General features: G+C 60.1%; 30 protein-coding genes and 1 riboswitch. Of the genes, 9 read left to right on the top strand and 21 right to left on the bottom strand.

What is annotated here, in order from left to right; translation table 11 throughout:
• Window positions 1-129: 129 nt before the first annotated feature.
• The 4 genes from ACHPFG_RS05575 to ACHPFG_RS05560 form a co-directional block, all read right to left on the bottom strand.
• Window positions 130-1494, bottom strand: coding sequence for a DUF1329 domain-containing protein (locus ACHPFG_RS05575; RefSeq protein WP_431701784.1), 1365 nt, complete (start codon window positions 1492-1494; stop codon window positions 130-132).
• Between the two features lie 29 nt (window positions 1495-1523).
• Complete coding sequence (locus ACHPFG_RS05570; protein WP_431701783.1) at window positions 1524-3398, bottom strand: DUF1302 domain-containing protein; 1875 nt, start codon at window positions 3396-3398, stop codon at window positions 1524-1526.
• 330 nt (window positions 3399-3728) lie between these two features.
• Complete coding sequence (locus ACHPFG_RS05565) at window positions 3729-5411, bottom strand: fatty acid--CoA ligase (RefSeq protein WP_131698397.1); 1683 nt, start codon at window positions 5409-5411, stop codon at window positions 3729-3731.
• Between the two features lie 131 nt (window positions 5412-5542).
• Window positions 5543-6175 carry a LysE family translocator gene (locus ACHPFG_RS05560; RefSeq protein ID WP_131698398.1) on the bottom strand — a complete coding sequence of 211 codons (633 nt, stop codon included), beginning with the start codon at window positions 6173-6175 and terminating at the stop codon, window positions 5543-5545.
• An 84-nt stretch (window positions 6176-6259) separates the two neighbouring features.
• Between ACHPFG_RS05560 and ACHPFG_RS05555 the strand changes: the two genes are divergently transcribed.
• From ACHPFG_RS05555 to ACHPFG_RS05545, 3 genes are all read left to right on the top strand, one after another.
• Window positions 6260-7225, top strand: coding sequence for a 2-hydroxyacid dehydrogenase (locus ACHPFG_RS05555; protein ID WP_431701782.1), 966 nt, complete (start codon window positions 6260-6262; stop codon window positions 7223-7225).
• A gap of 30 nt (window positions 7226-7255) precedes the next feature.
• Window positions 7256-8254: a methyltransferase gene (locus tag ACHPFG_RS05550; RefSeq protein WP_431701781.1), complete on the top strand. Its 999-nt coding sequence runs from the start codon at window positions 7256-7258 to the stop codon at window positions 8252-8254.
• Between the two features lie 50 nt (window positions 8255-8304).
• Window positions 8305-8426, top strand: a riboswitch (yybP-ykoY riboswitch).
• 88 nt (window positions 8427-8514) lie between these two features.
• Window positions 8515-9099 carry a TMEM165/GDT1 family protein gene (locus ACHPFG_RS05545; protein ID WP_005784895.1) on the top strand — a complete coding sequence of 195 codons (585 nt, stop codon included), beginning with the start codon at window positions 8515-8517 and terminating at the stop codon, window positions 9097-9099.
• 81 nt (window positions 9100-9180) lie between these two features.
• On the opposite strand, the gene ACHPFG_RS05540 is transcribed toward ACHPFG_RS05545, so the two are convergent.
• The 4 genes from ACHPFG_RS05540 to ACHPFG_RS05525 form a co-directional block, all read right to left on the bottom strand.
• Window positions 9181-9999, bottom strand: a complete 819-nt coding sequence (locus ACHPFG_RS05540; protein ID WP_131698401.1) for a M48 family metallopeptidase — start codon at window positions 9997-9999, stop codon at window positions 9181-9183.
• A gap of 150 nt (window positions 10000-10149) precedes the next feature.
• Complete coding sequence (locus ACHPFG_RS05535; protein WP_131698402.1) at window positions 10150-10770, bottom strand: SOS response-associated peptidase; 621 nt, start codon at window positions 10768-10770, stop codon at window positions 10150-10152.
• Between the two features lie 36 nt (window positions 10771-10806).
• Entirely contained in the window at window positions 10807-11067 is a 261-nt protein-coding gene (locus tag ACHPFG_RS05530; RefSeq protein WP_131698403.1) for a putative signal transducing protein, read from the bottom strand.
• A gap of 11 nt (window positions 11068-11078) precedes the next feature.
• Window positions 11079-11261 carry a CPXCG motif-containing cysteine-rich protein gene (locus ACHPFG_RS05525; RefSeq protein ID WP_027604787.1) on the bottom strand — a complete coding sequence of 61 codons (183 nt, stop codon included), beginning with the start codon at window positions 11259-11261 and terminating at the stop codon, window positions 11079-11081.
• Between the two features lie 133 nt (window positions 11262-11394).
• Here ACHPFG_RS05525 and ACHPFG_RS05520 point away from each other — a divergent pair, with 133 nt between their 5' ends.
• Window positions 11395-12558 carry a 1-acyl-sn-glycerol-3-phosphate acyltransferase gene (locus ACHPFG_RS05520; RefSeq protein ID WP_178116709.1) on the top strand — a complete coding sequence of 388 codons (1164 nt, stop codon included), beginning with the start codon at window positions 11395-11397 and terminating at the stop codon, window positions 12556-12558.
• Between the two features lie 35 nt (window positions 12559-12593).
• Here ACHPFG_RS05520 and ACHPFG_RS05515 read toward each other — a convergent pair whose 3' ends face one another.
• Window positions 12594-12851 (bottom strand): hypothetical protein, encoded by a 258-nt coding sequence (locus ACHPFG_RS05515; protein ID WP_431701780.1) that lies wholly within the window; start codon window positions 12849-12851, stop codon window positions 12594-12596.
• Between the two features lie 183 nt (window positions 12852-13034).
• Here ACHPFG_RS05515 and ACHPFG_RS05510 point away from each other — a divergent pair, with 183 nt between their 5' ends.
• Window positions 13035-13244 (top strand): hypothetical protein, encoded by a 210-nt coding sequence (locus ACHPFG_RS05510; protein ID WP_090409383.1) that lies wholly within the window; start codon window positions 13035-13037, stop codon window positions 13242-13244.
• A gap of 57 nt (window positions 13245-13301) precedes the next feature.
• Here the strand turns inward: ACHPFG_RS05510 and ACHPFG_RS05505 are convergent, their stop codons facing one another.
• Window positions 13302-13889, bottom strand: a complete 588-nt coding sequence (locus tag ACHPFG_RS05505; RefSeq protein ID WP_071491162.1) for a YajG family lipoprotein — start codon at window positions 13887-13889, stop codon at window positions 13302-13304.
• Between the two features lie 194 nt (window positions 13890-14083).
• On the opposite strand from ACHPFG_RS05505, the gene ACHPFG_RS05500 reads away from it, so the two are divergent.
• Together ACHPFG_RS05500 and mqo are read left to right on the top strand one after the other, a co-directional pair.
• Window positions 14084-14317: a hypothetical protein gene (locus ACHPFG_RS05500; protein WP_431701779.1), complete on the top strand. Its 234-nt coding sequence runs from the start codon at window positions 14084-14086 to the stop codon at window positions 14315-14317.
• Window positions 14318-15045: 728 nt separating this feature from the next.
• Window positions 15046-16572 (top strand): malate dehydrogenase (quinone), encoded by a 1527-nt coding sequence (gene mqo, locus ACHPFG_RS05495; RefSeq protein ID WP_431701778.1) that lies wholly within the window; start codon window positions 15046-15048, stop codon window positions 16570-16572.
• A gap of 128 nt (window positions 16573-16700) precedes the next feature.
• On the opposite strand, the gene ACHPFG_RS05490 is transcribed toward mqo, so the two are convergent.
• The 4 genes from ACHPFG_RS05490 to ACHPFG_RS05475 all read right to left on the bottom strand — a co-directional run bounded on the left by ACHPFG_RS05490 (window position 16701) and on the right by ACHPFG_RS05475 (window position 18669).
• Window positions 16701-16988, bottom strand: a complete 288-nt coding sequence (locus tag ACHPFG_RS05490) for a PA4642 family protein (protein ID WP_145335328.1) — start codon at window positions 16986-16988, stop codon at window positions 16701-16703.
• Window positions 16989-17119: 131 nt separating this feature from the next.
• A complete protein-coding gene (locus ACHPFG_RS05485; RefSeq protein ID WP_431701777.1) occupies window positions 17120-17605 on the bottom strand; it encodes a hypothetical protein in 486 nt (161 codons plus the stop codon).
• Window positions 17606-17640: 35 nt separating this feature from the next.
• Window positions 17641-18108, bottom strand: coding sequence for a WbuC family cupin fold metalloprotein (locus tag ACHPFG_RS05480; RefSeq protein ID WP_431701776.1), 468 nt, complete (start codon window positions 18106-18108; stop codon window positions 17641-17643).
• Between the two features lie 3 nt (window positions 18109-18111).
• Complete coding sequence (locus ACHPFG_RS05475) at window positions 18112-18669, bottom strand: hypoxanthine-guanine phosphoribosyltransferase (RefSeq protein ID WP_131698412.1); 558 nt, start codon at window positions 18667-18669, stop codon at window positions 18112-18114.
• 163 nt (window positions 18670-18832) lie between these two features.
• Here ACHPFG_RS05475 and upp point away from each other — a divergent pair, with 163 nt between their 5' ends.
• Window positions 18833-19471, top strand: a complete 639-nt coding sequence (upp, locus tag ACHPFG_RS05470; RefSeq protein ID WP_027604798.1) for a uracil phosphoribosyltransferase — start codon at window positions 18833-18835, stop codon at window positions 19469-19471.
• Between the two features lie 2 nt (window positions 19472-19473).
• The gene (locus tag ACHPFG_RS05465; protein ID WP_431701775.1) at window positions 19474-20748 is read left to right on the top strand and encodes a uracil-xanthine permease family protein; all 1275 of its coding nucleotides are present in this window, start codon (window positions 19474-19476) and stop codon (window positions 20746-20748) included.
• Between the two features lie 130 nt (window positions 20749-20878).
• On the opposite strand, the gene hisC is transcribed toward ACHPFG_RS05465, so the two are convergent.
• From hisC to ACHPFG_RS05430, 7 genes are all read right to left on the bottom strand, one after another.
• Window positions 20879-21931 (bottom strand): histidinol-phosphate transaminase, encoded by a 1053-nt coding sequence (gene hisC / locus ACHPFG_RS05460; RefSeq protein ID WP_431701774.1) that lies wholly within the window; start codon window positions 21929-21931, stop codon window positions 20879-20881.
• A 3-nt stretch (window positions 21932-21934) separates the two neighbouring features.
• Entirely contained in the window at window positions 21935-23254 is a 1320-nt protein-coding gene (hisD, locus tag ACHPFG_RS05455) for a histidinol dehydrogenase (RefSeq protein ID WP_131698415.1), read from the bottom strand.
• A 128-nt stretch (window positions 23255-23382) separates the two neighbouring features.
• Window positions 23383-24018, bottom strand: coding sequence for an ATP phosphoribosyltransferase (gene hisG, locus ACHPFG_RS05450; RefSeq protein ID WP_027604802.1), 636 nt, complete (start codon window positions 24016-24018; stop codon window positions 23383-23385).
• A gap of 213 nt (window positions 24019-24231) precedes the next feature.
• Window positions 24232-25497 (bottom strand): UDP-N-acetylglucosamine 1-carboxyvinyltransferase, encoded by a 1266-nt coding sequence (murA, locus tag ACHPFG_RS05445; protein WP_024073479.1) that lies wholly within the window; start codon window positions 25495-25497, stop codon window positions 24232-24234.
• Window positions 25498-25520: 23 nt separating this feature from the next.
• Entirely contained in the window at window positions 25521-25760 is a 240-nt protein-coding gene (locus ACHPFG_RS05440; RefSeq protein WP_027604803.1) for a BolA family protein, read from the bottom strand.
• A 114-nt stretch (window positions 25761-25874) separates the two neighbouring features.
• A complete protein-coding gene (locus ACHPFG_RS05435; RefSeq protein WP_431701773.1) occupies window positions 25875-26180 on the bottom strand; it encodes an STAS domain-containing protein in 306 nt (101 codons plus the stop codon).
• Window positions 26177-26824, bottom strand: coding sequence for an MlaC/ttg2D family ABC transporter substrate-binding protein (locus ACHPFG_RS05430; protein WP_065924288.1), 648 nt, complete (start codon window positions 26822-26824; stop codon window positions 26177-26179). Before ACHPFG_RS05430 ends, ACHPFG_RS05435 begins: the two co-directional genes overlap by 4 nt.
• Window positions 26825-26827: the final 3 nt, after the last annotated feature.

The following is a 26827-nucleotide window of genomic DNA, read 5'->3' as shown; positions in this document are numbered from 1 at the left end:
GAAATATCGCCACAAACAAAAAGTGGGAGGGGGCGTGCTCCCGATAGAGGCGGATCAGTCAATGCATGCGCTGACTGTCACATCGCTATCGGGGGCAAGCCCCCTCCCACATTGAGGCGCTAGTGGAATTTAGCGAACACCGTCCTGGCGCAGAGCCGCTGGGGTGAAATCGCTGGTGGTGGCGGTGAAGCCGAAGTCATAGGCCTGTTTCTCTTCGTTCTTCATGCCCAGTGCCAGGTAACGGCCGGACTGCAGGTCGTAGAGGGTTTCGAGGGCGTACCACGGTACTTGCTTGTCGTAGTAGTTCTCGGCATGGGCTTCGGCAACGCGCCACAGTTGACCACGGCCGTCGTAGTGGTCGATCACTGCGGCTTGCCAGGTGTCTTCGTCGATGTAAAAGTCACGCTTGGCATAAATATGGCGCTGGCCTTCCTTCAAGGTGGCGACCACGTGCCAGACACGGCGCAGCTCGTAGCGTGTCAGGTCCTGGTTGATGTGGCCGGCCTTGATGATGTCGGCGTACTTGAGCTTCGGATCGTCGATCTTGTAGCTGTTGGAGGCGATGTAGATTTCCTTCTTGCCTTCCAGTTTCCAGTCGTAGCGGTCCGGCGCACCGTTGTACATGTCGAGGTTGTCAGAGGTCCGCAGGCCATCGGCGGCGGTACCCGGCCCGTCATAGGACACTTGTGGTGCCCGGCGCACACGGCGCTGGCCGGCGTTGTAGACCCACGCCGAACGCGGCTCCTTCACCTGGTCCAGGGTTTCGTGCACCAGCAGCACACCACCGGCCAGACGTGCCGGAGCGGTCACTTGCTGCTTGAAGTAGAACAGGATGTTGCCTGGGTTTTTCGGGTCGAAGTCCTTCATCTTGTCGCGGAACACGAACTGGTCGCGGAAGTACACCAGGCTGTAGGAACCGTTGGTTTGTGGCGTGGCCTGGGTCACCAGACGAGTCACGCTGCCACCGCGATAACGGGTGATGTGGTTCCAGATCACTTCCACGCCGCTTTTCGGGATCGGGAACGGAACGGCGGTTTCAAAGTTTTCCAGGCCGTTGCCGCCCGACACCAGGTTGGTGGTGGTGGCGTTCTTCTTGATGGATGCGAACACATCGGCCGGCACGGTAGCGCCGCGATGAGTTGGGTAGACCGGCATCTTGAAGGTTTCCGGGTAACGCTTGAACATCGCGTACTGCCCCGGTGCCAGCTTGTCTTTGTACTGCTCGACGTTCTGCGCGGTGATGGTGAATTGCGGTTGTTCGCTGGCGTACGGGTTGGCCAGGAACCCACGGGCGTCGACGGCGCCGGCGTTGGTAGGCATAGGCGACCATTTAGGGATGGTGCCCGCTGCGTTACCGGCCATTTCCGCGCCCATCGGCGTCAGGGTCGTGCCCAGCTTGGCGGCTTCATCCGCCGACACCGCCGCCATGACGTTGCTCGCCAGGATCGACAGCCCAAGCACACCCACGTGCAACAGACTTTTGGTTATTTTCATGTTCTGGTCTTCCTGAAAATACAGTGTGCTTAGAAGTTCGCGCCGAAGCTCAGGGCGACGAAGTCGCGGTCACTCGAGGTATTGAAGTCGCCCCCAAAGAAGTTGGTATAGGCAAGGCTCGCTGTGTAGGTGTTCTGATACTCAGCATCCAACCCCAGGCTCACCGCTTTGCGACCCTCTTCAAAGTTGCCACCAGGACCTGGCGAATAACCGCTCACGTCATGGGACCACGCCACGTTGGGTTTGAGATTCACACCGGCAAAGACATCCGGGTATTCCCAGATTGCGCGGCCACGGTAGCCCCAGGAAGTGGAGGTGGTGAAGCCATCATTGTTGCAGTTAGCCGTACGGTTGCTGGCATCGGCACCAGGACCGGCACCGGTGATCGTGCCGGAGTTAAGCGTTGCACAGAGAGCACCTTGTCCAGGGCCGTACACAGGGTCACGCCCGTAACGCGCTTTGTCGCGGCTTTCCAAGCCCCCCACATGCGTCACGCCCACTTCGCCGACCAGCGTAAGACGGCTGGCACCCATGACCTGATCGAAAAAGTGCGTGAAGGTTGTCTGGAACTGAGTGATTTCCTTACGGCGATAGCCGTTCAGGTCCGTGTCGGCAGCACCCTTGAGCGGAGAAGCAGCGCCCAGACCAATCAGCGGCGTGACGCCCGCGTAGAGGATGTCAGTGGTATTGAGTTGCACCGGAGCGTTTGGTCGGTAGCTGAGTTCTCCGCTCCATGCCGTACCGGTAGGTAACGTCGTGGAGAAGCTCAAGCCATAAAGGCGGATATCCTCTGGGTACTCGACAAAGTAGCTGGAGTTACCCGCGACAATGAGCGGACGCAGGCCCACCGCCGGCGTAGGTGTCAGAGAGTTGGCCGCTGCATAAGTCGCAGCCGACGCCCCCCGCGCACTGAAAATCGGAGCCCGGCTGTGATAGTTCATGAAGTAGGCGCCGAACTCGGTGTCCAGCGGTTCGTAGTTATAGTGAAACGCCACGCCGAATTGACCACTGTCGCGCGCATCACGATCAGGCCCACGCTTGACCAGCACGCCCTCTTCGTTAACGTTGACCCCAAAGTTGTTCAGCAGCGGTAACGCGCCAGGCTGAGTCGCGAGGAACGAACGTTTGCTGAGCAGTCGGAGGTTGTCCGTACAGCCATCGGAAATAACATCAGGCTGAGAGAAGAACGTCCCGCAGTTATCCGTAACGGTCTGGTCCCATTCCAACTGATAAAACGCTTCTGCCGACAAGTTATCGGTCAGGGTTTGCGACACATAGAACATGTTGACCGGAATCAAGCCTTCCTTGATTTCGGCACCCGGACGACGGAATGCGGACACGTCGATCGGGTTGATGGAGTTGATACCGCCGCCGATAAATGTACTTTCACCCCAGCTCACTACCTGCTTGCCGAACCGCACGTTGCCGGGCTGATCGGCAATGGAATAGTTGTGGTAGATAAACGCATCAAGAATCTGCCCACCAGAAGACTTGGCGCCCTCTTTGCGGTTGTTATCGCTGATGTCCTTGAACTCACGGCTTTCATCCTTGAGTTCGAAGTCATACCAGTACTTGCCGCGCACAAACACACCGGTATCGCCGTACTTCAGTTCCAGATCGTGGATACCCTTGAATATCTTCGAAAACGTTTCCCCACGCTTGAAGTTCAAGTGGCCGTCATCGGAGGTCTGGGACAACCCCTTGCCACCATTGTTGACGCCAATGAGGTCACGGTTGGGCTTGGCTGTCGACCAGCTCGCCCCCACAGACAGCGACGAGTCAAAACTACCTTCGATTTCACCGATATTGAAACTGACGCCGAATGCGGGCCCGGCGAGCGTAGAGGCGAGACTGACGGCCAGGGGCAGTCTTGCCCGGCGCCAGAACTGGTTTACTGAGGTCATCGACGCTACTCCATGTGCATTATTGTTATGGCAGTGAGTTCTTTCTGTGATGCTTGTAACGGCCGGAATACAACGATTCCAATGCCGCCTGGCAACTGAACCTCCATGGCCCGAAGCGACGCATCCTTGAAAAACTCTGGGTGGGACTATAGCCAGCAGGGGGTACCGCTTGATCCCTCTAAAGTGTGATTTGCATCACCAACCCGTCTGCCACAGCCCTTTCGCCATGTCGGCGAAGGCCGACGCGGCAAGGATGGCTGAAAATTGGCAAATCACAAGTGAAGGCGCGAGATAGAGCATCGCCGTGCCACGAGGGCACGGCAAATCAGCTCAGAGGGTGGACAGGAAGGTGCTGTTGTTGGCCTGCCATTCAATGATGTCAACGCGGATACGTTTTTTGTCGAGCTTGCCGACACTGGTCTTGGGAATTTCCGTAACAACGGCAATCTGGCTCGGAATCGCCCACTTGCTCAAATGGCCCAATTCGACAAAAGGCTTGAGATGTTCCTTGAGCTCGCGAGCCCCAATCTCATGGCCATCACGCACCACCAGCAACGCAAACGGGCGCTCGCCCCACTGCGGGTCGGCGATGCCCACCACCGCTACTTCGCGTACCGCCGGGTGACGGCTGACCAGGTCTTCGAGGGCCAGGGAGGAGATCCACTCGCCGCCGGTTTTGATCACATCCTTGATGCGGTCGCGAATATCGATCACGCCAAATGCATCGAGGGTGGCCACGTCGCCCGTGTGCATCCAGCCGCCCGCCCACAGCTCGGCGCCCTTCTGCGGCTCGTTGTAATAACCCTCGGTCAGCCACGGCGCGCGCAGGACCAACTCGCCCTGGGACTCGCCGTCGGCGGGCAGGAAGTTACCCTCAGCGTCCATGATCGCCGCTTCCACCAATGGCCCAGGCACACCGGCCTTGATGCGGTAGGTGATGCGCTCGTCCTCGGTGCCGGCCATCAGTTCTTCGTTGAGGTGGGCGCAGGACACCAGCGGGCCGGTCTCGGACATGCCGTACGCGGCGGTCAGTTGAATCCCACGGGCCTTTGCCGCCTCATACAGCGTACGGTTGAGGGCGCTGCCACCGATGACGATTTTCCAACCGCCAAAATCCACGCCTTGGGCGGCCTTGGCGTTGAGCACCATTTGCAGGATGGTCGGCACGCAGTGGGAGAAGGTGACCTTCTCCTTGCGCCAAAGCTCCACCAGGTATTCCGGATCGTAGCGGCCGGGGTAGACCTGTTTCAGGCCGAGCATGGTTGCCACATACGGCAGGCCCCAGGCATGCACGTGGAACATCGGCGTGATCGGCATGTACACGTCGTTGGTGCCCAGCAGGCGCACGCTGTCGACGCTGCCCATGATGGTCGCCACGCCGATGGTGTGCAGCACCAGTTGGCGATGGGTGAAGTACACGCCCTTGGGGTTACCGGTTGTGCCGGTGGTGTAGAAGGTGGTGGCGACGGAGTGTTCGTCGAAGTCCTGGAAGTCGTACTTCGGGCTGGCGGCAGCCAACAGGGTTTCGTACTCACCGACCAGGTTGGGCAGCTCGGCGGTCTTGGCTTCGCCGTCAGTGAGCAGCAGGGTCTTGTCGACGGTGGTGAGCTGCCCGGCAATGGCCTGGTAGAGCCCCACGAACTCGCTGTTGACCAGCACGAAGCGGTCCTCGGCGTGGTTCATGGTGTAGAGAATCTGTTCCGGCGACAGGCGCACGTTGATGGTGTGGATTACCGCGCCGATCATCGGGATGGCGAACATGCATTCCAGGTAACGATGACTGTCCCAATCCATCACCGCCACCGTGTCACCGGCCTTGACCCCGGCTTCGGTGAGCACGTTAGCCAGGCGCGCGACCCGCTCGATCAAGGTCGGGTAGGTGTAGCGCAGCTTGTCGCGGTAGACGATTTCCCGGGTCTTCTCGTAACGGGTACCGGACATCAACAGGCGCTTGATCAACAGCGGGTATTGATACGCACCTTCGGCGGGCGGAATAACACGGGTCTGCAACATACGAATCCCTTTTATGACTGCACGGTCTTGGCTTGAAGACCTGCACTGTAGAGAGGTTATGTTTCAGCTAAATCAGCCAAAGGAATGATTTGCAGACCGCCGCAAATGCTAGCTTTGCGCCAGCATCCGCCCTATTTCACGCTGGTAAACGCCAACTTCACCCCAATCGCAATCAACACCGCCCCCATGGTCCGATCAAACCAATGCCCCATCCGCGCAAAACCCGCACGCACGCGTTGCTGGCTGAACAGCATGGCCACCAGGCAGAACCACAACGCCGTCGCCACCGCCAGGTACACGCCGTAACCGGCCTGGATCGCCAGCGGTGTGTGCGGGTTGATCACCACGGTGAACAGCGACAGAAAGAACAACGTCGCCTTGGGGTTCAGGCCGTTGGTGACGAAGCCTGCGGTAAACGCGCCACGCGGGGTACGCTCGCCCGCTTCGCGGTGCAACTCGCCCTCGGCGGCAGGCTTGGCTGGTTTGGCGCGCAGGGCCTTGAAGCCGATGTACAGCAGGTAGGCGGCCGCCGCCCATTTCAGTGCGTTGAACAACACGATGGACTGGGACACGATCAGGCCGATGCCGAGCAACGAATAGCCCACGTGCAGGAAAATCGCCGAGCCCACGCCCAACGCAGTCCAGGTTCCGGCGCGGCGGCCGTGGGTCACACTCTCGCGCACCACCACCGCGAAATCCGGGCCGGGGCTGGCCACCGCCAGCAAGTGAATCAGGGCTACGGTCAAAAACTCGGCGGCGTACATACTCACTCCATTAAGTAACGGATTATTTCATCTGATAGGCTCGGCAGATTACGCCTTCGAACCCTGTCGCAAAAGGTACAGTTGATGACGAACATTCGCCGCGCCGTCTTCCTTGATCACCCCTCCCTGGATCTGGGCGACCTCGACCTCAGCGAGTTGCACGGCAGCTTCAGCGACTTGCAGCTGTTGACGGGCACCACGCCGCAGAATGTGGTCGAGCGTCTCCAAGGCGCGCAGGTGGCGATCAGTAACAAAATCGCGCTCAACCGCGAAACCCTGGCGGCCTGCCCGGAACTCAAGTTGATCCTGGTTTCGGCCACCGGCACCAACAACATTGACCTGGAAGCCGCCCGCGCCCATGGCATCACCGTGAGCAACTGCCAGGGCTACGGCACACCGTCGGTGGCGCAGCACACGATCATGCTGTTGCTCAACCTGGCGACGCGCTTGAAGGACTATCAACGCGATGTGAGCGCCGGCAAATGGCAGGAGGCCAAGCAGTTCTGCCTGCTGGACCACCCGATTGTCGAGCTGGAAGGCAAGACCCTCGGCCTGCTGGGCCATGGCGAGTTGGGCAGTGCGGTGGCGCGCCTGGCCGAAGCCTTCGGGATGCGCGTGCTACTCGGCGCGATTCCCGGGCGCCCTGCCCGTGCCGACCGCGTGCCGCTGGATGAATTGCTGGCGCAGGTGGACGCACTCACCTTGCACTGCCCGCTCAATGAACACACCCGTAACTTCATCGGCGCCCGTGAATTGGCGCTGCTCAAGCCCGGCGCGTTTATCGTCAACACCGCGCGTGGTGGTTTGATCAACGAACAAGCCCTGGTCGATGCCTTGCGCAGCGGCCACCTGGGCGGCGCAGCGACCGATGTGCTGAGTGTTGAGCCTCCGGTCAATGGCAACCCGTTGCTGGCCGGCGATATTCCTCGATTGATCGTCACGCCCCACAATGCCTGGGGCAGCCGTGAAGCGCGCCAGCGTATCGTCGGCCAACTGGCAGAAAACGCCCGGGGCTTTTTCAGCGGCGCCCCGCTGCGCGTCGTCAGTTGATAAACTGCGCCCCTTTTCAAGGAGCAGACCATGGATCCGCGCAGTGAAGTACTGCTTCGTCAGGCCGAACTTTTTCAAGGCAACCTGCTGCTGGTGGGTTTGCCCGCCGACGACCTGCTGGGTCGCCTGCCCAACGCCCACGGCTGGTGCTGGCATGCCGGTGACCAGGCGGCGCTCGACGCACGCTTCCCGGAGCGCAGCCAATTCGGCGTGAACGTGCCCGAGCGTGCGTTTGATGCAGCGGTGATCTTCCTGCCCAAATCCAAGGACCTCACCGACTACCTGCTCAACGCCGTGGCAGCGCGACTGCCCGGCGCCGAGCTGTTCCTGGTGGGGGAGAAAAAAGGCGGTATCGAAAGCGCCGCCAAGCAGATGGCGCCGTATGGCAAACCGCGTAAGCTCGACAACGCGCGACATTGCCAGCTGTGGCAAATCACCGTGGCCAACGCGCCGCAAGCGGTCGAGCTGGAGAGCCTGGCGCAGGTGTTCGACGTACCGCTGGCCGAAGGCCCGCTCAAGGTGGTGAGCCTGCCGGGCGTGTTCAGCCACGGCCGTCTGGATCGCGGCACCGAGTTGTTGCTGGAGCACTTGGACAAACTGCCGAGTGGCCATTTGCTCGACTTCGGTTGCGGCGCTGGTGTGCTGGGGGCGGCGGTCAAACGTCGCTACCCGCACAACACCGTGACGATGCTGGATGTGGATGCTTTCGCCGCCGCCAGCAGCCGCCTGACCCTGGCCGCCAACGGCCTGGAAGCGGAGGTATTGACCGGTGACGGCATCGACGCCGCGCCGATGGGGTTGAATGCAATCTTGAGCAACCCACCGTTCCATGTCGGCGTGCACACCGACTATTTCGCCACCGAGAACCTGCTGCGAAAAGCGGCGAAACATCTGGCAAAGGGTGGCGAACTTCGCCTGGTTGCCAACAGTTTCCTGAAGTACCAGCCGTTGATCGAAGAGCACCTGGGCGTGTGTGCAGTCAAGGCCGAGGGCAATGGTTTTCGCATCTACCGCGCCAAGCGAGGCTGATGGCTATTTGAAAAAGAAGGCTTGCCGAATGGATTTTGCCTAGGCAGAATCCGCTCCGTCCTAGGGGAGTAGTCTCCCACGAGCGCCACGCTCGTCCGGCATACGTCAACATACTTGGTCAACAGGCCATGGCGTATGCGACCCAGGAGTCCGCACAGACGGACCGGGGTTTGACAAGACCTATGACACGCACACCTTACCCGGGGCGGGAAGGCTGTACGTGTCATAGCCGTGTCGACCCGCCCCTGGAAACCTACCTGATGCTGGATTCATTACTCGTTCCTACCGCAATCGTTGCCTTGGCCGAAATCGGCGACAAGACGCAACTGCTCGCGCTCATCCTTGCCGCACGCTTTCGCAAACCCTGGCCGATCATCGCCGGCATCGTTGCCGCGACCCTGGCCAACCATGCGGCGGCCGGTGCCGTGGGGGCCTGGTTCGGAAGTTTCTTCTCGGATGCGGTGTTGCACTGGATTCTCGCGGCCAGCTTCTGCGCCACCGCGCTGTGGACCCTGGTGCCAGACAAACTCGACGATGACGAAGCCAGCACCACCCGCAAGTTCGGGCCGTTCCTGACCACACTGATTGCATTCTTCCTGGCGGAAATCGGGGACAAGACCCAGATCGCCACGGTGATGCTGGCAGCGCAATATCCGGAGCTGTGGCTGGTAATTATCGGCACCACCCTGGGCATGCTGATTGCCAACGTACCGGTGGTTCTGGCGGGGAATTTTGCGGCGGAGAAACTGCCGCTGACGTTGATTCGTCGACTGGCGGCGACGGCGTTTTTTGTCCTGGCCATCGTGGCAGTGTACAAGGCCATGCAGAGCAGTGGCTGGATCTAGCTGCAAGCTTCAAGCCTCAAGTTGCAGGAAGAAGCAGTGCTTTTTCTTGCAGCTTGAAGCTTGCTACTTGTAGTTGAAGTCTTAGGACTTCTTGGCCTTCTGGTAGAGCGGCATCACCTTCGGAATCGCCGCCTGCAACGAGGCGATCCGGCTGTCGGAGGCCGGGTGAGTGCTCATGAATTCAGGCGGCGCGCCTTCCGAAGCCTTGGCCATCTTGTTCCACAGCGTGATGGCCGCGTTCGGGTTATAGCCGGCGCGAGCCGCCAGTTCCAGGCCGATCAGATCCGCTTCGTTTTCATTGCTGCGGCTATTGGGCAAGGTCATGCCGTAGTTGGCCACGGTATCGGCCAGCGCCAGGCTGTCCTGGCCCAGGCCGAACAACGCACCGGCGCCCTGCTTGGCCATCTCGATGCCGTAGGCCTTGGACATGGCTTCGCGACCGTGCTCACGCAAGGCGTGGGCGATTTCATGGCCCATCACGGCAGCCAGCTCATCATCGGTGAGCTTGAGGTTGTCGATCAACGCGCTGTACACGAAGATCTTGCCGCCAGGTCCGCAGTTGGCGTTCATCTCATCGCTCTTGATCAGGTTTACTTCCCACTTCCACTGCGCCGCATCCGGGCGGAAGGTGGGCGCCTGGGCGATCAGGCGATTGGCGATCGCCTGCACGCGCTTGGCATTGGCGCTGGTCTTGTCCAGTTGGCCTTTGCTACTGGCCTCGCCCAGGGTCTGCTGGTAGGACTGGGCGTACATCTGGTCGACTTCCTGGCTCGACAGCATGCTGAACATATATTGCTTGCGCTCAACCCCGACGGCGCCGCCGCTGGTGGTGTTGACCGACTGACACCCGGCCAGCAGCATCGCCGCAGCCAATACACTTACCGCCAATGATTTCTTCATCAATACACTCTCCCTGAAAAGACGCCCTGAAAACATGGCGCGTATCGTAGGCGCTCATTTGTATCGGCGCCAGATACACCAGACGCGTAACCGATGAATTTCGGATACATCTCACACATCCGACAATTCAGCGAGCAATCGGCCTCAGGCTCAGGCCGGGGTCAGGCACTCCGGCCCGTTGAGCTTGGGATCATTGACCATGTTGGCCAGGACCCGCTCGCGCAACGCGACCGGCTCACTGGCCAGCAAGCCTTGCAACACATGCAAGGGCGTCTCGGGATCGAGCCAGGCGGCTTGTCCCGCCGCATCCAGAATCAACGGCCGGCGCTGACTCTGGGCGGCCTGGGTCACCACTGCCGTGCTCAGCCACACCTGCTCCTGCACCGGGTATGCCTCCCAGATCGCGGCAAAAAACAAGGTGGAGCCCTCCCCCGGCGTCAGCCAGTACGGGCGTTTGCGCTGGGTGCCGCGCCATTCATAGAAACCGTTGGCCGGCAGCAGGCAACGGCGCTGGCGAAACGCTTCGCGAAACATCGGTTGTTCGGCCAGGGTTTCGGCACGGGCATGGGCCGGCGTGCGGGAAAGATCCGTCAGCCAGGGCGGCGTCAGGCCCCAGCGCGCCCGGGCCAGGGTGCGCTGGCCTTCGTTCTGGCGCTGGATCAGCACCGAATCATTCGGGGAGATGTTCCACTGGGCCTGCTGGTCGGCCGGGAAGCCAGGCAAGGCAGCAAAGGTAGGGTTCCAGCGAAACAGGGCATAACGTCCACACATGGGGTAACACGACTCTTGGGTAAACCGACCGACAGCCTAACAGACCAATACGTCAGGGAAGCTGTCGGGTTCATCGCCGGGCAGGGGTTGCGCGCCGATATAGGCGGTAATCAGCTCGCGGGCTTCAGCCGCCCGGTCGTTAGCCACTTCCAGCCCCAGCAGGCCAAAGATCGGCAACTCCCCCGTACCGCCGAGCAAATGGCGCCCTACCAGGTGCGCCTCGATGCCCTCGCTGGCAAGCATTTGTTGCAGCAGCTCGCCTTCCATCAGGTTTTCCGGTTCGTAGATTCGCTGCATGGGCGTACCTGTTATTCGTTTTCACTGCGGGTTTCGAGCATCCACTCTTCACCATGGACCTGTAGGTTGAAAATAATCGGTCGGCAACACACCTGACAGTCTTCTATGTACGTCTGATCACCGCCGGATAAATCCACCGCGGTCTCTACCGCTTCACCACAATAAGGACAATCGTACAGCGCAGTTTCCAGCATCGCAGTCTCCCAAGTGACTTGTGCGTATAATCGCCGGTCTATTTACAGGGCTATTTTCCGGCCGGGTCAATTACCTGGGCCACACCCTGGTATTTCCTTTACTTACCCTAGCCGTTTCTAACAAGAGAGCATGATGGGCGAATTCGATACCATCCGACCTTACAACGACAGCGAAGTCCCGGCAGTGCTGGCACGGCTGTTCAGTGACAAGGCCTTTCTGGACATCCTGACCCACTTCCGCTTCCCGCGCTTTGCCGGCACTCTTGGCTGGCTGCTCAAGCCGATGATCGCGCGCAAACTGCGCCGTGAGTTCGCCGGTGTCACCACCGTGGCCACGCTGCAGGACAAAGTCGAGTATTACGTCGACCACACCATTGACCGGGCGACCGACGGCGTGACCTATACCGGCGTGGAACAGCTCAAATCGGGCACTGCCTATGTGTTTCTGGCCAACCATCGCGACATCGTGATGGATCCGGCCTTTGTCAACTATGCCGTCTACCACGCCGGCCTGCCGACGCCACGCATCGCCATCGGCGACAACCTGCTGCAAAAGCCATTTGTCAGCGACCTGATGCGCCTGAACAAGAGCTTCATCGTGCACCGCTCGATCACCGGGCGAAAGGAGAAGATGGCGGCGTTCAACCTGCTGTCAGCTTATATCAACCATTCGATCCGCAACGACTGCCAGTCGATCTGGATCGCCCAGGCCGAAGGCCGCGCCAAGGATGGGGATGACCGCACCGAGTCGGCGATCCTCAAGATGTTCCATGTCAGCCGCAAGGACGAGCCGTTTGCCGAAGTGATCCAGTCACTGAACCTGACGCCGGTGTCCATCAGCTACGAGTACGACCCGTGCGATGCCGCCAAAGCACGTGAGCTGTATATCCGCGCCACCACCGGCACCTACGTCAAGGCACCGGGCGAAGATGACGTCAGTATTGCCCTGGGCATCACTGGCTACAAAGGCCGTGTACATATCAACTTCGCACCGCCGATTACCGAGCGCTTCGAAGACACCAAAGTGCTGGCCGTGGAAATGGATCGGCAGATTCTCGGCGGCTATCGGCTGTTCCCGGTGCACTACCTGGCCTACGCCCAATGGAGCGATGCCGACCCGCAGTTGCAGGTGCCAAAGGCGGCCGACGTGTTCCCGGCGGACGAACTGGCCAAGGCAAAGGCAGAGTGGGAGCGGCGCCTGAGCGAATGCCCGGCCGAGCACCGGCCGTTCCTGGTGGTGCAATACGCGACGCCAGTGCGCAATCAGTATCGGGTCAAGGCTGGAATCCCGCTGTAACCACCGATCAAAAAAAATGTGGGAGCGGCGGTTTTTTAGATTCGGGTGCTGAGCCAGGAAATAGCCAGCGCCAACCCAAGGCAGGCGAACCCAATGCGGTAAGCCACACGATTCGCCCGCTCGGTGCGCACATCCAGGAACAGCATGGGCTGGTCAATTGCGCGCTCTTCACTTTGCGCAGCCAGATCAGCCATGGCGCGTTGCTCGCGCAGGCGGGTGATGAACAGCAGCGCTGCGCCTGGGCAGGCCACCAATAAAGCCACAACATTGATCAACAGTGCGGGCAGCGCCATCGCAAACCTCGGGTGAAACGGTGTCTGGGTATCGGTTCAGATAGCAACCTGAACGGTAGTGGCAGCCAGCGCCAAACCGCTCCCTCTCCCATGGACGGCTAATGTATCCAGTAATTTACGGCGTCACCTGAACGTCACCTTAACAAGCCACTCTGTTGCCCTTCGAACATTCAGGAGCTTGTCATGCTGCACGCGCACAACCAGGATCGGCTGTATCTGATAGCCCCAAGCGACGAGCAGGAGGCGCTGATCGGCGGCCTCGCGTTCAACGTGCAGGACCGCCACTGGCTGGTGTATTGCGCCCTTGGTGGGCACCAGCATGCGGACTTGCCGGAGGCCGATCTGTTGACGGGGGTGAGCATGCTGGACTTTTGTATCGACACAGCCGCGTGAAACTGAAGGCATAAAAAAACCGGACTCATCGCTGAGCCCGGTTTTTTGTTTGAGCGGTTACTGCGCGCTGAGCAATGAACCGATGCTTGGGTCCTTGAACAGGCGGGTCAAGGCGTCACTCAAGACATCGCTGACCAGCTTGGTGTTGGTTTCCTGGTTAGGCGACATGCCGAAACGCTGGTTCAGCGAAGCACCGTAACGGCCGCTGTAGCGACGAGTGCCGGCGGTGACGTCGGACTTGAAGGTGGCGCCAATGGACGCCTCGGTCACGTAAAGACCGTCTTTAGGCGACTGATACTTCAATTCGGCCAGGGTGATCGTCAACTGCGGAGCGCCCGGCGCGTTGGGACTGGGGGTGAACCCCAGCAGGCGCACAGCTGCTTCGGCCTGGGCTTGCAACTTGGGCAGCACATCTTGAGCGTTCACCGACACCAGGGCGGTTTCCGGGTACAGGCCACCGCGCGAACCGAGTGTCGGCGACGGACGACCGTCCACCACCCGTACCGACACCGGCTGGCCGTGGCCCACCGGGGCCAGTTGCGTGGTGATTTTCGGTTCCGGGGTCAGTTGCTGCGGGCTGTTGGCGCAGCCAACCAGGGTCAAGCTGGTCACAGTGATCAAACCGAACAACAGGCGTTGCAACATGCGCTTCTCTCCAGAAATCAGGTACCGACAGGCGGGCAGTATAGCGGGGCGCCCCCGCAGGGAACTAGCGTCAGTTACAACCTATGACCTGTCGCCCCGGCGGCGGTTCGTTGTCACTGATATGTAATAGCTGTTACATCCGCTCGTCATCCCCGACGGGCATGCTTGGCCCCAATCTTAGGAGGTCTATCGCCATGCATTTTCTCTGGTCGCTGTTTACGCGCAAGCCCGCCCTTCGCCAGTTTGCCCTGCTCGATGCGCAAGGCCGTTGCCAGGCCTTCAAAGAGTGCTGCCAGCCTCCCGTCGGCGAAGGCTGGGTGGAAATCGAAGAAATTCGCCTGAGCTGGATGCATCATCCATTGCCGGCCCGCGCCCGTGTAAGCCCACGCCCTGTGCGGTCGCCCCGTCACCAGGCGTTGGCCGCCTGACCGAACGCCTAATAAAAGTCATAAAACACGCCCATTTCCCTGGCGTTCTTCGCTACAATCTCCCCCCGATTATAAGGACGTCTCCTGATCGGGCCTCGCAGCATCGTTAATGCCTCGGTATTAACCCCAAGAATCGCCCACAGAGAGCCGCCCACACAGATCGAGTGAAGCTGGCGCGCTTGCTGTTTCCTTTGCAAACCACCCGTCTTTACCGAATCTGCCAGAGCTGCCATTGCGCTCGGCCACTTGAGTTGTTTGCCCGTTTTGCCGCGTGTCGGCAGAGGTTTGCGGGCCAGGTGCCAGGCCGGGGTAGCCCTTTTTTGAGGTTCACGTCTTCAAAAGAGCGTGAAAAAAACGGGTTTTCACAACTTCACAAGAGTGTGGCGAGCAAATGAATAGTTTGGCGTTTGTACAAGCACCATCAGCGTCTGGAACAGCCCAACCACACAGGCCCGAGTACTCCGCAAACACCGGAGCTTGAGCCTGTCCGCTACGGATTGATTGCACGAATCGCACGCTTTGACCATAAGTCGAATTGCCACAGGCGCCCATGAATGCGTTCATAGGCAGATCAGGCCGGGCAGGAAGCGTGCGCTGAAGTTGCAAAGAATTGCGAAACGGACATGGCGATCCTGGCCATGGGTACCCTGGGGCAACACGTGAACCGCCCCGTCACTCCTGGCAGCCATGCCGTCAATTTGGTGCTGCAGATTTTGGAGACGCGTTAAATGGCGCATAACGAAGCAGTCGACGTAGTACTGGTAGGGGCCGGCATCATGAGTGCCACCCTGGCCGTACTGCTCAAAGAGCTCGACCCCGGCCTCAAGCTGGAAGTCGTTGAGCTGATGGACTCGGGTGCCGCGGAAAGTTCCAACCCGTGGAACAACGCCGGTACCGGCCACGCCGGGCTGTGTGAGCTGAACTACACGCCCCAGGCCACCGATGGCTCCATCGACATCAAGAAAGCCGTGCACATCAACACCCAGTTCGAGGTGTCGAAGCAGTTCTGGGCCTACCTGACCAAGAAGGGCACCTTTGGCTCGTCCAAGTCCTTTATCAGCCCGGTGCCGCACCTGAGCTTCGTGCAGGGCGAAAAAGGCGTGGAGTTCCTCAGGAAGCGCTTTGAAACCCTCAGCCAGCACCATGCGTTCTCGGACATGCACTACACCGAAGACCGCAACGAGATGGCCGAGTGGATGCCACTGATGATGCCGGGCCGCCCGCTCGACGAAAAAATCGCGGCCACCCGCGTGATGAACGGCACCGACGTCAACTTCGGCGCCCTGACCAACCAGTTGCTCGCTCACCTGACCAGCTCCCCGGACGCCCAGGTCAAGTACAGCAAGCGCGTGACCGGCCTCAAGCGTAACGGTGCGGGCTGGACTGTGAGCATCAAGGACGTCAACAGCGGCAACAGCCGCGAAGTGGACGCCAAGTTCGTGTTCCTCGGCGCCGGTGGCGCGGCCCTGCCGCTGCTGCAAGCCTCGGGTATCGAAGAAAGCAAAGGGTTTGGCGGTTTCCCGGTCAGCGGCCAGTGGCTGCGTTGCGACAACCCGGAAGTGGTCAAGCACCACCAGGCCAAGGTCTACAGCCAGGCTGCCGTGGGCTCGCCGCCGATGTCCGTGCCGCACCTGGACACCCGCGTAGTCGACGGCAAGAAATCCCTGCTGTTCGGACCGTACGCCGGCTTTACCACCAAGTTCCTCAAGCACGGCTCGTTCCTCGACCTGCCGCTGTCGGTTCGCGCCGGCAACATCGGCCCGATGCTGGCTGTGGCCCGCGATAACATGGACCTGACCAAGTACCTGGTCAGCGAAGTGATGCAATCGATGGAGCAGCGCCTGGAATCCCTGCGTCGTTTCTACCCGGAAGCCAAAGCTGAAGACTGGCGCCTGGAAGTGGCCGGCCAACGGGTGCAGATCATCAAGAAGGACCCGAAGAAAGGCGGCGTGCTGCAATTTGGCACCGAGCTGGTCGCGGCCAAGGACGGTTCACTGGCAGCGCTGCTGGGCGCCTCCCCAGGCGCTTCGGTGACGGTGTCGATCATGCTGGACTTGATCGAGCGTTGCTTCCCGCAGAAAGCTACCGGTGAGTGGGCGACCAAGCTGCACGAGATCTTCCCGGCTCGGGAGAAGGTCCTGGAGACTGATGCTGAGTTGTATCGCAAGATCAACGCGCAGAACAACATCAGCCTGGAGCTGGTTGAACCTGCCGCCGAGACCGATAGGAGCGAGCTTGCTCGCGAAGATCGTTAACGATAACGCCGCGCATCTGGTTTAACGCGGCGTTCTCTGGTTTTTCGCGAGCAAGCTCGCTCCTACAGTAAAAAGCAAAAACGCCCCGCTCTCGCGATGAGAACGGGGCGTTTTTTTGCCCGGAAGCATCAGCCGCGGGCGTTGTCGATCAGCTCGATGTACTCGGCGGCGTTGCGCTGGTCCTTGATCAGGTCGACGAAGGTCTGGCCGTGCTCATCCTTGCCATCCAGGTCCAAACCGGCTTCCTTGAAGAAAACCAGGAAGCGCTCGAAGTCGTCGATACGCAGGCCGCGGTAGGCCTTGATCAGTTTGTGCAGGGACGGGGAAATCGCGTCAACCGGCTCGAAGTCCAGGAACAACTTGATCTGGTCGTCGCCGATCTCGTCACCAATCACCTGTTTCTTATCTTTACGCATTACCGACTCCAGCCAGCAGACATTTACACGGGGTTTGAAGTCTACCTGTGCAACGCAGGCTTCGAAAGCGCTCGAGGACCAATGTGGGAGGGGGCTTTCCCCCTCCTACATTGGGATCGTCAGTGTTTTTGCTATTGGGTACGAACAGCACCGGTATGCACATCCGCCCAGATATGCCCGTTGGTGTAACTGAGGAACTGCACATACACCGTGTCATTGCGCAGCAAGTCGACAATCACTCGGTACTGGGCCACCGGGTACGACAGGGTCAAGGTTTTACTCTTCTCATCGTATGCCGGCTTTTTCAGGCTTTTGCTTTCGGCATCGAAGTTGAGCACCACCTGGTTGATGGTCGCGCCCTTGTTCAGGGACTTGCCCTTGAGGCGGATCATCAGCGGTGAGGTCACGGGGATCGGTTGCTGGTTGGATTGACGTTGGTTGCCCACCACTACGGTGTACTCGGTGACTTGCAGCAACTGCTGCTGGTCAGGCGCCTCGGCGCGCAGGACAAGGTCGTCGGCCGGCAGGAATTGGTTGTGCATCGGTGCAGGAGCAGCGGCCAGGGGCAAACTGAGGGTCAACGCCAGGGCGGCGCAGGTGCGTATCAACAGGCTCATGGGCCGCTCCGCAAGAGGTGGCCCAGCACTGTAGCTCAATCGAACTGGGCAAGCATCCAGCGTTGATAGTCGGCCACGTTGGCGTCGCCTTCACGGGGCGCCCAATCAGCCAATTCGCCTTCGCCCACCGGCCGATAAGGCCCGGCCTTGCACTCGAACATCACCGTGTCGGGCGCGAGCACCACCAGGCCATGAAACACGCCGGGCGGCAGGTCGACGCCCGAGCATTCGCCGCCGGCCTGCATCACCCGCTTGGCGAGCACCTCGCCGGTATCGCTGAACACCAGCAAGCCCAAGCGCCCCTGGAGGACCAGCAAGGTTTCCGCCTTGTCAGCGCTCAAGTGCCGATGTGGCGGCACATACGTGTTGGGCTGCAGACCCACGGCCAGGCGATGGCACGGCTCTTCCATTTGATGGAAGTTGTGATGATGCCGACCACGCGGGCTGGCGCCCGCTTTCTCGGCCAGCTCGGCAAACAGCGTCTGATCAAGAAAGCGCGTCATACGTTACATACCTTTGACGGCGTAGATTCCATTGGCGTTGCGCCAGTAGCCCTTGTAATCCATGCCGTAACCGAAGATGTAGCGATCGATGCATGGCAAGCCGACGAAATCGGCTTTCAACTCGGGACGGGCCTTGCGGTCGTGGTCTTTGTCGATCAGCACGGCGGTGTGCACTTTGCGTGCGCCAGCGTGTTTGCAGAAGTCGATGATCGCACCCAGGGTGTGGCCCTCATCGAGGATGTCGTCGATGATCAACACGTCGCGGTCGATAAACGAGACTTCCGGCTTGGCTTTCCAGAACAGGTCGCCGCCAGTGGTTTCGTTGCGATAGCGGGTGGCGTGCAGGTAAGACGCTTCCAACGGGAATTGCAGGTGAGTCAGCAATTTGCCGGCGAAAATCAGGCCACCGTTCATCACGCAGAAGACCACCGGGTTGGTGTCGGCCATTTCGCGGGTGATGTGTGCGCCAACCTTGGCGATCGCTGCTTCGACTTGCGCTTCGGTGTACAGGCAGTCAGCCTCGCGCATGATTTGACGGATATGCTCGAGATCAGCGGACATGGCGCTCTCCAAGGGGTGCTGTGGCAAGAAAAGCGGGCAAAGGTACGCATGTGAGGCGCAACGATCAAGCCTTAATGGACTAACGTACTAGATGTCTATAGGACAACACCCTCGGATAGATTAATCTAGGCCGGTTTTTTTGCCCGCCGCCGGAGCCTTTCCCATGCCCACTCGCGAGATCCGCCACCCGCTGATCCGACACAAACTCGGCCTTATGCGCCGTGCCGACATTAGCACGAAGAATTTCCGTGAGCTTGCTCAGGAAGTTGGAGCGCTGCTCACTTACGAAGCCACCAAAGATTTACCTCTGGAAACCTACGACATCGAAGGATGGGCTGGCACCGTCCAGGTCGAGAAGATCGCAGGTAAGAAGATCACCGTGGTGCCGATCCTGCGCGCCGGTATCGGCATGCTCGAAGGCGTGCTCAGCCTGATTCCGGGCGCCAAGGTCAGCGCCGTCGGCGTAGCCCGCAACGAAGAAACCCTGCAGGCCCACACCTACCTGGAAAAACTCGTACCGGAAATCAACGAGCGCCTGGCCATGATCATCGACCCGATGCTCGCCACCGGCAGCTCCATGGTTGCCACCATCGACCTGCTGAAAAAAGCCGGTTGCCGGGACATCCGCGCCATGGTGCTGGTGGCCGCGCCCGAAGGCATCGCCGCCGTCGAGAAAGCCCACCCGGACGTGCAGATCTACACCGCCTCCATCGATGAGCGCCTGAACGAACACGGTTACATCATCCCAGGCCTGGGCGATGCCGGTGACAAGATCTTCGGCACCAAGCAGAAGGACGCGTGAGCATGCAGGATGAATTCAACGACCCGCTTTGGCGCCAGATCCTGTCTGGCGCACAGATGCTCTTCGTCGCATTTGGCGCGCTGGTGTTGATGCCACTGATCACAGGTCTTGATCCAAACGTCGCACTGTTCACCGCCGGCCTGGGCACGCTGTTGTTCCAGGTGGTGACAGGGCGGCAGGTGCCGGTCTTCCTGGCGTCGAGCTTTGCCTTCATCACCCCGATTATTCTCGCCAAGGACCAGTTCGGCCTCGCAGCGACCATGGGCGGGGTGATGGCAGCCGGGTTTGTCTATACCTTCCTCGGCCTGGCCGTGAAGATCAAAGGCACCGGTTTCATCGACCGCCTGCTGCCTCCGGTGGTCATCGGCCCCGTGATTATTTCCATCGGACTGGCCATGGCACCGATCGCCGCGAATATGGCGATGGGGAAATCCGGCGATGGCGCCGAACTGATTCATTACCAGACGGCGATGATGATCTCGATGCCTGCGCTGCTCACCACGTTGATCGTGGCGGTGTTCGGCAAGGGTATCTTCCGCCTGGTGCCGATCATCTCCGGCGTGCTGGTGGGCTTTGCCATGGCCTTCTATTTTGGCGTGGTCGACACGGCGAAAATCGCCGCCGCACCGTGGTTCGCCCTGCCCCACTTCACCGCGCCGGAGTTCAACTGGCAGGCGATCCTGTTTATCGTCCCGGTAGCGCTGGCGCCGGCGATCGAACATATCGGCGGTGTGATTGCAGTAGGCAGCGTGACCGGTCGCGACTACCTGAAGAAGCCTGGCCTGCACCGCACCTTGCTCGGTGACGGCATTGCCACCACCGCCGCCGGCCTGTTTGGCGGCCCACCGAACACCACGTACGCCGAAGTGACGGGCGCGGTGATGCTGACCAAGAACTACAACCCGAAGATCATGACCTGGGCGGCAGTATTTGCCATCAGCCTGGCGTTCATCGGCAAGTTCGGTGCACTGCTGCAAAGCATCCCGGTGCCGGTGATGGGCGGGATCCTGTGCCTGCTGTTCGGCTCGATTGCCGCGGTGGGGATGAACACGTTGATCCGCCACAGGATCGACCTGGGTGAAGCGCGCAATCTGGTGATTGTGTCGGTGACCCTGGTGTTCGGCATTGGCGGTGTGCTGGTGGGGACCGGTACGGGTCCGGATGACTTCGGCCTGAAGGGCATTGCACTGTGTGCGGTGGTAGCGATTGGCTTGAACCTGCTGCTGCCGGGCAATGATGGCTGGAAGAACAAGAAACCGGATGAGCCGCTGATCTAACACATATGGCAGAACCTAATGTGGGAGGGGGCTTGCTCCCGATGGCAGTGTGTCAGTCAATTCATTAGCTGACTGATACACCGCTATCGGGGGCAAGCCCCCTCCCACATTTTTTGATCTTCAGTGTGGCTTAGAGCTCACCCAACCCATCGATCAGCGCCTGGTTCTGCTCCGGCGTACCGATGCTTATCCGCAGGAACTGGGCAATCCGCTCCTGCTTGAAGTGCCGCACAATCACCCCTTGCTCACGCAGCTTGGCCGCCAGGCCGGCAGCGTCGTGCCGTGGGTGGCGCGCAAAGATGAAGTTGGCCGCTGACGGCAACACTTCAAAGCCCTTACCTTCCAGTTGCGCGACCAGCTGGTTGCGACTATCGATAACCAACTGGCACGTCTTCTCGAAGTACTCACGATCCTCGAAGGCCGCTGCCGCGCCGACAATCGCCAGGCGATCCAGCGGATAAGAGTTGAAGCTGTTCTTGACCCGCTCCAGCGCTTCGATGAGGTCCGGGTGACCCACGGCCAGGCCCACACGCAAACCGGCCAGTGAGCGCGATTTGGACAGGGTCTGGGTCACCAGCAGGTTCGGGTAACGATCCACCAGGCTGATGGCGGTTTCGCCGCCAAAGTCGATATAGGCTTCATCGACCACCACCACCGAATCCGGGCTGGCCCTGAGAATCTGCTCAACGGCGTCCAGCGCCAGGACGCAGCCAGTGGGTGCGTTCGGGTTGGGGAAGATGATCCCGCCGTTGGGCTTGGCGTAGTCCGCTACGCGGATCTGGAACTGCTCGTCCAACGGCACCGGGTTGGACTTGATGCCGTAGAGGCCGCAGTACACCGGATAGAAGCTGTAGCTGATATCCGGGAACAGCAGCGGCAGCTCGTGCTGGAACAAGCCGTGGAAGATGTGCGCCAGGACTTCGTCGGAACCGTTGCCAAGGAACACCTTGCCGGCGTCGATCCCGTAATACTTGGCCACGGCCTGCTTGAGCAGGTCGCTGTTGGGGTCCGGGTACAGGCGCAGGTTGTCGTTCAACTCGGCCCGCATCGCGGCCAGCGCCTTGGGCGACGGGCCGTAGGGGTTTTCATTGGTGTTGAGCTTGACCAGCCTGGTCAGCTTCGGTTGCTCGCCGGGCACGTAAGGCACGAGATCCTTGACGAAGGGGCTCCAGAATTTGCTCATGGGTTATTTCCCCTCTTCCAGGATTCGATACTCAGCACTACGGGCGTGGGCGCTCAGGGATTCACCACGGGCCAGTACCGAAGCGGTCTTGCCCAATTCGGAAGCGCCTTGTGGAGAGCAAAAGATGATCGACGAACGTTTCTGGAAGTCATACACCCCCAGCGGCGACGAGAAGCGCGCGGTGCCGGAAGTCGGCAGCACGTGGTTGGGGCCGGCGCAGTAGTCGCCCAGCGCTTCGCTGGTGTGGCGACCCATAAAGATCGCACCCGCATGGCGAATCGACGGCAGCCAGGCCTGTGGATCGGCGACGGACAACTCCAGGTGCTCCGGTGCGATACGGTTGGCCACTTCGATGGCCTGTTCCATGTCACGCACCAGGATCAGCGCGCCACGGCCATTGATCGACTTCTCGATGATCTCGGCGCGGTCCATGGTCGGCAGCAGCTTATTGATGCTGGCGGCGACCTTGTCGAGGAACTCGGCGTCCGGGCTGACCAGGATCGCCTGGGCGTCTTCGTCGTGCTCGGCCTGGGAGAACAGGTCCATGGCGATCCAGTCCGGGTCGGTCTGGCCGTCGCACACCACGAGGATTTCCGACGGGCCGGCGATCATGTCGATACCGACCTGGCCGAACACATGGCGCTTGGCAGTGGCGACGTAGATGTTGCCGGGACCGACCACCTTGTCGACCTTCGGCACGCTTTCGGTGCCATAAGCCAGGGCGGCAACCGCTTGGGCACCGCCGATGGTGAACACGCGGTCGACACCGGCAATACAGGCGGCAGCCAGTACCAGTTCGTTGATTTCACCGCGCGGGGTCGGTACCACCATGACCACTTCGGTCACGCCGGCCACTTTGGCCGGGATCGCGTTCATCAATACTGAGGACGGGTAAGAAGCTTTGCCGCCCGGTACGTACAGACCAGCACGATCCAGCGGCGTGACCTTCTGGCCCAGCACGGTGCCGTCGGCCTCGGTGTAGCTCCAGGAGTCCTGCTTCTGTTTTTCGTGGTAGCTGCGCACTCGGCTCGCGGCGACTTCGAGGGCTTCGCGCTGTGGCGCGGTGATGCGCGTCAGGGCCAGTTCCAGGCGTTCGCGAGGCAGGATCAGGTCGGACATGGACTTGACGTCCAGACCGTCGAACTGCCGGGTGAAATCCACCAGCGCCGCATCACCGCGCTCGCGCACGGCCTTGATAATGTCGAGCACTCGCTGGTTGACCGAGTCGTCGGACACGCTTTCCCAGCTCAGCAGATGATCCAGATGATGGGCGAAATCCGGGTCGGCAGCGTTGAGTCGGGCAATTGCAGTGGACGTGGTCATAGCGAGGGCCTCAATAGAATTGGCAAAAACTCAGGCGCCCTAAACTAGCAGTCGTTTCCGCTTGGGCACCTGAGAATTCTGGCTATGAGGCGGATAGACGGGCGCAGCTTTTCAGCTACGCAGGTGAGTCAACCGCGGTGTCGAGACTCCACTGCCTGGCGCAGGGTGTCGATCAACGCCTGGATACGGGCGTGTTGCATCTTCATCGACGCTTTGTTGACGATCAGCCGAGAGCTGATGTCGGCGATAAAGTCCTGTGGTTCGAGACCGTTGGCACGCAGGGTGTTGCCGGTGTCGACCACGTCGATGATCTTGTCAGCCAGGCCGATCAGCGGCGCCAGCTCCATCGAGCCGTAGAGCTTGATGATGTCGACCTGACGGCCTTGTTCGGCGTAGTAACGCTTGGCAACGTTGACGAACTTGGTGGCCACGCGCAGGCGGCCTTTAGGCTCGACGTCACCGACACGGCCGGCAGTCATCAGCTTGCACAGGGCAATGCGCAGGTCCAGCGGCTCGTAGAGGCCTTGGCCGCCGTATTCCATCAGCACGTCTTTACCGGCGACGCCGAGGTCGGCCGCGCCATGTTCAACGTAAGTTGGCACGTCGGTAGCCCGTACGATCAGCAGGCGAACGTCGTCCTGGGTCGTAGGGATGATCAGCTTGCGGCTCTTGTCCGGATTCTCGGTCGGCACGATGCCCGCTTCAGCCAGAAGCGGCAAAGTGTCGTCAAGGATGCGGCCCTTGGACAGTGCGATGGTCAACATGGGAAACGTCAATCCTTCATCAGGCTATTGCTGTCCGGTCGCAAACGGCGCCAGACACAGATCGAGGCCATGACAGCCTCGACTTGAAACAAATCAGTGTATGTAGGAGCGAGCTTGCTCGCGAAAAACGTCAACGACAACGCGTATATTCAGACTCAACGCGGTGCCCACGAGTTCTTCGCGAGCAAGCTCGCTCCTACAATGCAGTGGGGACTAGCCCGGTACGCGGCGGATTTTCGCGCCGAGCATCTGCAGTTTTTCCTCGATGCACTCATAACCACGGTCGATGTGGTAGATGCGGTCGATCAGGGTATCGCCTTCGGCGATCAGCGCCGAGATCACCAGGCTGGCCGAAGCGCGCAGGTCGGTGGCCATGACTGGCGCGCCCTTGAGCTTCTCGGTGCCGGTAACGATGGCAGTGTTGCCTTCAACCTGGATCTTCGCGCCCATGCGGTGCAGTTCGTACACGTGCATGAAGCGGTTTTCGAAGATGGTCTCGATCACTGCACCCGTGCCTTCGGCAATGGCGTTCAAGGAGATGAACTGCGCCTGCATGTCGGTCGGGAACGCCGGGTACGGAGCGGTACGCACGTTAACGGCTTTTGGCCGCTTGCCGTGCATGTTCAGCTCGATCCAGTCTTCACCGGTAGTGATTTCGGCACCGGCTTCGCGCAGTTTTTCCAGGACCGCTTCCAGAATGGTCGGATCGGTGTCCTTGACCTTGACGCGACCACCGGTGACGGCGGCAGCAACCAGGTAGGTACCGGTCTCGATACGGTCCGGCATTACTTTGTAGGTGGCAGGGTGCAGGCGTTTCACACCGTCGATGGTGATGGTGTCGGTGCCGGCGCCGGTGATGTTGGCACCCATGGCGATCAGGAAGTTGGCCAGGTCGACCACTTCAGGCTCGCGCGCAGCGTTTTGCAGCACACTGCGGCCGTTGGCCAGGGCAGCGGCCATCATGATGTTTTCGGTACCGGTCACGCTGACGGTATCAAAGAAGAAGTTCGCGCCACGCAGGCCGCCTTCCGGCGCCTTGGCCTTGATGTAGCCGCCTTCGACGTCGATGGTCGCGCCCATGGCTTCAAGGCCACGGATGTGCAGGTCCACCGGACGCGAGCCAATGGCGCAACCGCCAGGCAATGCGACTTCGGCCTCGCCGAAGCGGGCGACCATCGGGCCCAATACCAGGATCGACGCACGCATGGTTTTCACCAGTTCGTACGGGGCGATCAGGGTCTTGATGGTGCGCGGATCGATTTCGACGGACAGCTTCTCGTCGATAACCGGCTCAATACCCATGCGACCAAACAGCTCGATCATGGTGGTGATGTCGTGCAGGTGCGGCAGGTTGGCTACGGTTACCGGGCCATCGCACAGCAGGGTCGCGGCCAGGATCGGCAAGGCAGAGTTTTTCGCACCGGAAATGCGAATCTCGCCATCGAGGCGGGCACCGCCGGTAATAATCAATTTATCCATAAGAATCTCGACGCCTTGGGGGCTCAGGTGCGCTCGGCCCAGGCCGCGCGACTGAAAAATTTCATAGTGACCGCGTGGATGCTGCCATCGGTGATCCACGGGTTCAAATGGGCATAGATCTGCTGCTGACGCTTGACCGGGCTGAGTGCCGCCAGTTCATCGCTAATCACGTTCAGCTGGAAGTTGCAGCCTTCGCCTTCAACTTCTACGTTCGTATCCGGCAGCTTTCCTTCGAGAAAGCTCTTAACTTCTAGGGCCTGCATGATCAACCTCTATCGGCGCCCAGTGCGCACGGGTCGCACATCATACAAAAAAGCCCCGCGCCTGCGAACCCCGCATAGCAGGACTCTGACGGGGGGCTTCATCGATAATGTGTATTAAGGATGCGCCAATAGCTCGGTCAAACCGGAAACTTCGGCGATTTCACGCATGTCTTCGGGCAATGCACGGATGCTGACCGGCTTTTTGGCCGCCTCGGCATCACGCATGAAGCACAGCAGCAACGACAAGCCGACGCTGCTGGACTTGGTTACCGCCGAGCAATCCAGCACCAACGCAGGAGCAGTGCTGCTCTTGATCAGCGCTTGGCCCTGCTTGCGCAGGTCAGGCCCGGTGCGGTAATCCAGCACTCCGCTGAGGAACAACTCGCCAGCGTCGCCGAGACGAACAGCCGACTCGGTCATTGCGCAGGCTTCCCGGCGGCTTTATCAGTCTCTTCCTTGGCCTTGGCGACTTCACCGGCCCAACCATTGATGGTTTTGTCCAGGTCGTTGCCATTGCGCTGCATGGCGTCGGCGAACTGGTCACGGAACAGCTTGCCGATGTTGATGCCGTTGATGATCACATTGCGTAGTTTCCACTCGCCATTGATCTTCTCCAGCGTGTACTGCACCGGGTAAACGGCACCATTGTTGCCCTTGACGCTCATGTTGACACTGGTGCGGTCACCCGACTCATCCCCGGCAGGAGCGACGGTAATGCCCTGGTTGTTGTACTCAAGCAAAGCGTTGCCATAGAACTGGAACAGGCCGCGCTTGAAGTTTTCCTGGAACGTTTGCATTTGCGCAGGGGTGGCCTTGCGCGAATATTTGACCGTCATGATGCTACGCGAAATACCTTCAGCATCGACGACAGGGCCGACGATGGTATTTAGCGCTTCGTAGAATTTGCTCGGGTCTTGCTTGTACTGCTCTTTATTGGCAGTCAGGTCAGCCAACATCCTGTTGGTAGTGTCCTGCACCAGTTCGTGCGCAGAACCTGCTGCGTTGGCCATCAACGGCAGCGCTGCAAGCAGTACCAGGAGACCACGTCGCAAGGTAGAGATCATGTA

The organism is Pseudomonas sp. BR20 (genome assembly GCF_050780135.1).
Classification (GTDB): domain Bacteria; phylum Pseudomonadota; class Gammaproteobacteria; order Pseudomonadales; family Pseudomonadaceae; genus Aquipseudomonas.
Note: the sequence above shows the minus strand (reverse complement) of the source record. Positions and strands in the feature narration are given on the sequence as shown.

Excerpts from the sequence above, each read along its gene's own strand:
- ACHPFG_RS05545 (WP_005784895.1), top strand. The coding sequence starts at position 8,515 with ATGCTGGATTCATTACTCGTTCCTACCGCAATCGTTGCCTTGGCCGAA.
- hisD (WP_131698415.1), bottom strand. The coding sequence starts at position 23,254 with ATGACCACGTCCACTGCAATTGCCCGACTCAACGCTGCCGACCCGGAT.
- ACHPFG_RS05515 (WP_431701780.1), bottom strand. The coding sequence starts at position 12,851 with ATGGCGCTGCCCGCACTGTTGATCAATGTTGTGGCTTTATTGGTGGCC.
- ACHPFG_RS05530 (WP_131698403.1), bottom strand. The coding sequence starts at position 11,067 with ATGCAGCGAATCTACGAACCGGAAAACCTGATGGAAGGCGAGCTGCTG.
- ACHPFG_RS05440 (WP_027604803.1), bottom strand. The coding sequence starts at position 25,760 with ATGCAGGCCCTAGAAGTTAAGAGCTTTCTCGAAGGAAAGCTGCCGGAT.
- ACHPFG_RS05565 (WP_131698397.1), bottom strand. The coding sequence starts at position 5,411 with ATGTTGCAGACCCGTGTTATTCCGCCCGCCGAAGGTGCGTATCAATAC.
- hisC (WP_431701774.1), bottom strand. The coding sequence starts at position 21,931 with ATGAGCAAATTCTGGAGCCCCTTCGTCAAGGATCTCGTGCCTTACGTG.
- ACHPFG_RS05475 (WP_131698412.1), bottom strand. The coding sequence starts at position 18,669 with ATGTCCGCTGATCTCGAGCATATCCGTCAAATCATGCGCGAGGCTGAC.
- ACHPFG_RS05505 (WP_071491162.1), bottom strand. The coding sequence starts at position 13,889 with ATGTTGCAACGCCTGTTGTTCGGTTTGATCACTGTGACCAGCTTGACC.
- ACHPFG_RS05520 (WP_178116709.1), top strand. The coding sequence starts at position 11,395 with ATGGGCGAATTCGATACCATCCGACCTTACAACGACAGCGAAGTCCCG.
- ACHPFG_RS05435 (WP_431701773.1), bottom strand. The coding sequence starts at position 26,180 with ATGACCGAGTCGGCTGTTCGTCTCGGCGACGCTGGCGAGTTGTTCCTC.
- ACHPFG_RS05560 (WP_131698398.1), bottom strand. The coding sequence starts at position 6,175 with ATGTACGCCGCCGAGTTTTTGACCGTAGCCCTGATTCACTTGCTGGCG.
- ACHPFG_RS05535 (WP_131698402.1), bottom strand. The coding sequence starts at position 10,770 with ATGTGTGGACGTTATGCCCTGTTTCGCTGGAACCCTACCTTTGCTGCC.
- ACHPFG_RS05510 (WP_090409383.1), top strand. The coding sequence starts at position 13,035 with ATGCTGCACGCGCACAACCAGGATCGGCTGTATCTGATAGCCCCAAGC.
- ACHPFG_RS05430 (WP_065924288.1), bottom strand. The coding sequence starts at position 26,824 with ATGATCTCTACCTTGCGACGTGGTCTCCTGGTACTGCTTGCAGCGCTG.
- upp (WP_027604798.1), top strand. The coding sequence starts at position 18,833 with ATGCCCACTCGCGAGATCCGCCACCCGCTGATCCGACACAAACTCGGC.
- ACHPFG_RS05570 (WP_431701783.1), bottom strand. The coding sequence starts at position 3,398 with ATGACCTCAGTAAACCAGTTCTGGCGCCGGGCAAGACTGCCCCTGGCC.
- ACHPFG_RS05485 (WP_431701777.1), bottom strand. The coding sequence starts at position 17,605 with ATGAGCCTGTTGATACGCACCTGCGCCGCCCTGGCGTTGACCCTCAGT.
- ACHPFG_RS05525 (WP_027604787.1), bottom strand. The coding sequence starts at position 11,261 with ATGCTGGAAACTGCGCTGTACGATTGTCCTTATTGTGGTGAAGCGGTA.
- ACHPFG_RS05555 (WP_431701782.1), top strand. The coding sequence starts at position 6,260 with ATGACGAACATTCGCCGCGCCGTCTTCCTTGATCACCCCTCCCTGGAT.
- mqo (WP_431701778.1), top strand. The coding sequence starts at position 15,046 with ATGGCGCATAACGAAGCAGTCGACGTAGTACTGGTAGGGGCCGGCATC.
- ACHPFG_RS05575 (WP_431701784.1), bottom strand. The coding sequence starts at position 1,494 with ATGAAAATAACCAAAAGTCTGTTGCACGTGGGTGTGCTTGGGCTGTCG.
- murA (WP_024073479.1), bottom strand. The coding sequence starts at position 25,497 with ATGGATAAATTGATTATTACCGGCGGTGCCCGCCTCGATGGCGAGATT.
- ACHPFG_RS05550 (WP_431701781.1), top strand. The coding sequence starts at position 7,256 with ATGGATCCGCGCAGTGAAGTACTGCTTCGTCAGGCCGAACTTTTTCAA.
- ACHPFG_RS05500 (WP_431701779.1), top strand. The coding sequence starts at position 14,084 with ATGCATTTTCTCTGGTCGCTGTTTACGCGCAAGCCCGCCCTTCGCCAG.
- hisG (WP_027604802.1), bottom strand. The coding sequence starts at position 24,018 with ATGTTGACCATCGCACTGTCCAAGGGCCGCATCCTTGACGACACTTTG.
- ACHPFG_RS05465 (WP_431701775.1), top strand. The coding sequence starts at position 19,474 with ATGCAGGATGAATTCAACGACCCGCTTTGGCGCCAGATCCTGTCTGGC.
- ACHPFG_RS05480 (WP_431701776.1), bottom strand. The coding sequence starts at position 18,108 with ATGACGCGCTTTCTTGATCAGACGCTGTTTGCCGAGCTGGCCGAGAAA.
- ACHPFG_RS05490 (WP_145335328.1), bottom strand. The coding sequence starts at position 16,988 with ATGCGTAAAGATAAGAAACAGGTGATTGGTGACGAGATCGGCGACGAC.
- ACHPFG_RS05540 (WP_131698401.1), bottom strand. The coding sequence starts at position 9,999 with ATGAAGAAATCATTGGCGGTAAGTGTATTGGCTGCGGCGATGCTGCTG.